The following is a 4804-nucleotide window of genomic DNA, read 5'->3' as shown; positions in this document are numbered from 1 at the left end:
TGCGAGGAGCTCTTGCGACGAAGCAATCCAGCTTTTCTTGCTGTGGCGGCGATGGATTGCTTCGCTCAATCGAGCGCGCGTTCGCGCGCCCGATTGGCTCGCAATGACGAGCCGGGATGTGCACCCTACATCATAGGCTGATCGCACACATCACGGTGTGGCGATCCGGGTGCCGGCTCACCAAGCGCATTGCGCGATCGAAGGCGCTGCCTTCATAATCGCCCCGTTCCCGGGGGGACTGATGCCTCAACTGCAATCGGCGTTCGGCGTATTTGCCTTGCTCGCAATCGCGTGGGCCTTTGGCGAAAACCGCCGCTCGGTTTCGCTGCGGCAGGCCACGATCGGCCTCCTCGTCACCGTTCTCACCGCCGTGGCGCTGCTAAAACTGCCGTTCGTCGCGCGCGGGTTCGGCGTCATCAATGATGCCGTCGGCGCGATCTCCGCGGCTTCCCGTGCCGGCACCTCCTTCGTGTTCGGCTATCTCGGCGGCGGCGCGCTGCCGTTCGACCTCAAGGCCCCAGGCGCGGATTTTATCCTCGCCTTTCAGGCGCTGCCGGTGGTGCTGGTGATGAGCGTGCTTACCACGCTATTGTTCTACTGGCGCGTGCTGCCGCCTGTCGTGCGCGGCATGGCGTGGCTTTTGGAGCGCACGCTCGGGGTCGGCGGCGCGGTCGGGCTGTCGACTGCCGCCAATATTTTTCTCGGCATGGTGGAAGCGCCGCTGTTCATCCGGCCCTATCTGGCGCAATTGACGCGCAGCGAACTGTTTCTGGTGATGACCGGCGGCATGGCGGGCATCGCCGGCACCGTGCTGGTGCTCTACGCCACGCTGTTGGCGCCGCTGATCCCGGATGCGGCCGCGCATTTCGTCATCGCCTCGGTGCTCGGCGCGCCGGGGGCGATCCTGGTCAGCCTGATCATGGTGCCCGAGATAAAGGATGTCAGGACCGGCGGCGCGCTCGGCGATCCCGAGATGCACGCATCCTCGACCATGGATGCGATCGTCAAGGGCACCTCGGCGGGCCTGGAACTTCTGCTCAACATCGTCGCGATGCTGATCGTGCTGGTGGCGCTGGTCTATCTCGCCAACGCCATCCTCGGATTGCTGCCCAATGCCGGCGGCGCCGGGATTTCGCTGCAGCGAATGCTCGGATACGTCATGGCGCCGGTGTGCTGGCTGATGGGCCTGCCCTGGCCGCAGGCAATCACCGCGGGCAGCCTGATGGGCACCAAGACCGTGCTCAACGAACTGATCGCCTATGTCGATCTGTCGAAGCTCGCCCCCGACGCGCTGGATTCCCGCTCGCGGCTGATCATGCTCTATGCGATGTGCGGTTTTGCCAACTTCGGCAGCCTCGGCATCATGATCGGCGGCCTCGGCACCATGGCGCCGGAGCGGCGCCATGAGATCAATTCACTCGGATTGAAATCGATCGTGTCGGGCACGCTGACGACCTGCCTGATGGGCGCGATCGTTGGGGTGCTGAGCTGACGTCTCACGCGTCATTCCGGGACAACCCACGGGTCGGCGTGCGCCGCCCGACGGGGCTCAACCCGGAATAAAAATGAAAACGTGCTGCTAGAACCGCCGTTCTTTTTTGCCGAGATAGGGCGAGCACAAGGGTTGCTACAAATCGACATCGCGTATGGGGGCGCCCCTTGTGGGCGCCCTCTGCCGGAGCGTCGCGCCCGCGCTTCAGCCCGCGAGTTCAACCGTCTTGAACTCCGCGGGCAGGATCACCTCAAGCAATTCCACGTCGTCCGAATAGTCCATGATCATGTGCTTGATGCGTGGCGGCTGGGTCCAGCTGCTGCCCGCTTGCATCAGCGTCTCGCCCTGCCCTTCCAGGTAGGTTTTGACCCAGCCTTTGAGCACATAGACCATCTGGAAGTCGACGTTGTGGAAATGCAGTTTTGAAACCTCCGCCGGATTGCACGGCCCGATCAGCCGGATCACATGCGCCTGGGCCACGCCTGCGCTGGCGTCGGCAACACCGAGATCGCGGTACTTCGCATAGGCGCGCAAACCATCGGCCTTGAAGTCCTCGTCGCGGTAATGGCTGATCGCGATGCGCTGTTTCGGGCGCGCCCGTTTCGCAGGCGGCAACGCGCCGGCCTTGGCCTTGAGTGGTTTTCGCGCCGTGGATTTTGCCGCGGACTTTCCGCCCACGCTGTTGCGCGCCGGTGATTTTTTCTGTGCGGCGGTGCGGGCCGCGGCCCGCGATTTAGTCTTTTGCTTGGCCATCGGATGCCTCCCTGATGAACGCGCGCCCGGTGTTCGGGAGCGCCGTCGCTGACAGGTTTAGCCGCCGCCGGGCGCTGGCGCAAATTCCGGGCCGCGCTGGTCTCTATCCCAACGGCCCGGCGTTCTGATGAATGGTGAGGGTTCGACCAAGCCAGCATCCTGAGCTTCGCGCGCGGCTCTCAAGGCGGCGTTGGCGCCCATCGCCGCCAATTCCTCCAGCGATAAATCAACCGCTCGCTATTTCATGCTCGAACCTTCGATCGTGCCGAAAACCGTCAACACGCCGCCGGCAATGTAGGGCTCGACAGCCCGCGAAGGCCAACTCTGTCGGACTCAATGCAGTCGGAAAACCCCATCAACGGCCTTGATCTCGGCTGGCTTTATCAAGCCCGAATGGGCGACCTGAACCGAATAGAGCGGGCCTTCCAGCTTCTGCTGCCAGAAAGCCAGAAACTTGAACAATTCCGGAAATTTCGGACAAAGATCGTAATTCTGCCAGACGTATGTCTGCAGTAGCGACGGATGATCCGGCATGCGATACAGGATTTGCGCCGTCGTCAGCCCGTAACCCAGAACCTGTTTCCGGAAATCCTCGGAAACAACCCCAACCCGCGAGACCATGCTTACCTCCATTGCAGGAGCGCATATTCCGAAGTGGCTGCCACCCCACCGGTGGAAATGCGCTCACATGAGAGAATTGTGACGCACGATACCAACCCATCACAAGCCTAAATGTTTAACCATTCGTTGAAAATTGTTGCGTTAGCAGCACCTTACCGCACGTGCTAATACGGGATTTCGCGGTCCGTTCCGGTGCAATTAGTAATGACGGCAAATTGGCAGACCGCTTTATTGAGTGCCAGCTTTTCTGCTAGAAGCCCCTTGCCCCCGGCGCAAACCTGCCTTATGTGCACTTCGCCTATGCTGGCACTCGCTGGCAGGGACTGCCAATTTTAATAAAACTTGAACAACTTCAGAAACTTAGGAGGACTGCATGAACTTCCGTCCGCTTCACGACCGCGTTGTGGTCAAGCGCATCGACGCCGAAGAGAAGACAGCTGGCGGCATCATTATTCCGGACAGTGCCAAGGAAAAGCCCTCGCAGGGCGAAATCACCGCGGTCGGCCCCGGCGGCCGTGACGAAGCCGGCAAGCTGATCCCGATCGACCTCAAGGTCGGCGACCGCGTGCTGTTCGGCAAGTGGTCGGGCACCGAGGTCAAGATCGACGGCCAGGAGCTCTTGATCATGAAGGAGAGCGATATCATGGGCGTCATCACCGACGTTCCCACCTCCAAGAAGAAGGCCGCTTAAAGCCCGTCCTCATCCTGAGGAGCCGGCGCAGCCGGCATCTCGAAGGATGAGGCTACACGCTCAAATCATCTCATCCTTCGAGACGCCCGCCAAAGAGCGGGCTTCCGGGGCTGAGGGTCCAGTTTCAAACGGGAGAAATCTATGTCAGCTAAGGAAGTCAAATTCGGCGTCGACGCCCGCGATCGGATGCTGCGCGGCGTCGAAATCCTCAACAACGCGGTCAAGGTGACGCTTGGCCCCAAGGGCCGCAACGTCGTGCTCGACAAGTCGTTCGGCGCGCCCCGCGTCACCAAGGACGGCGTCACGGTTGCCAAGGAAATCGAGCTTGACGACAAGTTCGAGAACATGGGCGCCCAGATGGTGCGCGAAGTGGCCTCCAAGTCGGCCGATGCGGCCGGCGACGGCACCACCACCGCAACCGTGCTGGCGGCTGCGATCGTCCGCGAAGGCGCCAAGTCGGTTGCCGCCGGCATGAATCCGATGGATCTGAAGCGCGGTATCGACATGGCGGTGGAAGCCGTGGTCGCCGACCTCGTCAAGAACTCCAAGAAGGTCACCTCGAACGAGGAGATCGCCCAGGTCGGCACCATCTCCGCCAACGGCGACGCCGAGATCGGCAAGTTCCTCTCCGACGCCATGAAGAAGGTCGGCAACGAGGGTGTCATCACGGTTGAAGAAGCCAAGTCGCTGGAGACCGAACTCGACGTCGTCGAGGGCATGCAGTTCGACCGCGGCTACATCTCGCCCTACTTCGTCACCAACGCCGACAAGATGCGCGTTGAGATGGAGGATGCCTACATCCTGATCAACGAGAAGAAGCTGTCCTCGCTGAACGAACTGCTGCCGCTGTTGGAAGCCGTGGTGCAGACCGGCAAGCCGCTCGTGATCGTCGCCGAAGACGTCGAGGGCGAGGCGCTCGCAACGCTCGTCGTCAACCGTCTGCGCGGTGGCCTCAAGGTCGCCGCCGTCAAGGCGCCGGGCTTCGGCGATCGCCGCAAGGCCATGCTGCAGGACATCGCGGTCCTGACCGGCGGCCAGGCGATCTCGGAGGATCTCGGCATCAAGCTCGAGAACGTCACGCTCGCCATGCTCGGCCGCGCCAAGAAGGTGATGATCGACAAGGAGAACACCACCATCGTCAACGGCGCCGGCAAGAAGGCCGATATCGAGGCCCGGGTGTCGCAGATCAAGGCGCAGATCGAGGAAACCACCTCGGACTACGACCGTGAGAAGCTGCAGGAGCGTCT

The 4804-nt window shown here is 61.9% G+C and carries 5 protein-coding genes; 3 read left to right on the top strand and 2 right to left on the bottom strand.

The annotated features are described in order from the left end of the window. Positions 1–241 precede the first annotated feature (241 nt). Positions 242–1492, top strand: coding sequence for a NupC/NupG family nucleoside CNT transporter (locus ABSG20_RS30120; protein ID WP_423868106.1), 1251 nt, complete (start codon positions 242–244; stop codon positions 1490–1492). A gap of 204 nt (positions 1493–1696) precedes the next feature. Here ABSG20_RS30120 and ABSG20_RS30115 read toward each other — a convergent pair whose 3' ends face one another. Then, positions 1697–2245 carry a cupin domain-containing protein gene (locus ABSG20_RS30115; protein ID WP_423868105.1) on the bottom strand — a complete coding sequence of 183 codons (549 nt, stop codon included), beginning with the start codon at positions 2243–2245 and terminating at the stop codon, positions 1697–1699. Between the two features lie 333 nt (positions 2246–2578). Continuing rightward, a complete protein-coding gene (locus tag ABSG20_RS30110; RefSeq protein WP_423868104.1) occupies positions 2579–2866 on the bottom strand; it encodes an usg protein in 288 nt (95 codons plus the stop codon). A 373-nt stretch (positions 2867–3239) separates the two neighbouring features. On the opposite strand from ABSG20_RS30110, the gene ABSG20_RS30105 reads away from it, so the two are divergent. Together ABSG20_RS30105 and groL are read left to right on the top strand one after the other, a co-directional pair. Further along, positions 3240–3557, top strand: a complete 318-nt coding sequence (locus ABSG20_RS30105) for a co-chaperone GroES (protein ID WP_423868103.1) — start codon at positions 3240–3242, stop codon at positions 3555–3557. A gap of 141 nt (positions 3558–3698) precedes the next feature. Further along, a partial coding sequence (groL, locus tag ABSG20_RS30100; protein WP_423868102.1) for a chaperonin GroEL occupies positions 3699–4804 on the top strand: 1106 nt, incomplete at its 3' end.

It is taken from the genome of Bradyrhizobium sp. (assembly GCF_049512235.1).
Lineage (GTDB): Bacteria > Pseudomonadota > Alphaproteobacteria > Rhizobiales > Xanthobacteraceae > Bradyrhizobium.
This window is presented reverse-complemented; position numbering and strand designations above follow the sequence as displayed.

Excerpts from the sequence above, each read along its gene's own strand:
- ABSG20_RS30120 (WP_423868106.1), top strand. The coding sequence starts at position 242 with ATGCCTCAACTGCAATCGGCGTTCGGCGTATTTGCCTTGCTCGCAATC.
- ABSG20_RS30115 (WP_423868105.1), bottom strand. The coding sequence starts at position 2,245 with ATGGCCAAGCAAAAGACTAAATCGCGGGCCGCGGCCCGCACCGCCGCA.
- ABSG20_RS30110 (WP_423868104.1), bottom strand. The coding sequence starts at position 2,866 with ATGGTCTCGCGGGTTGGGGTTGTTTCCGAGGATTTCCGGAAACAGGTT.
- ABSG20_RS30105 (WP_423868103.1), top strand. The coding sequence starts at position 3,240 with ATGAACTTCCGTCCGCTTCACGACCGCGTTGTGGTCAAGCGCATCGAC.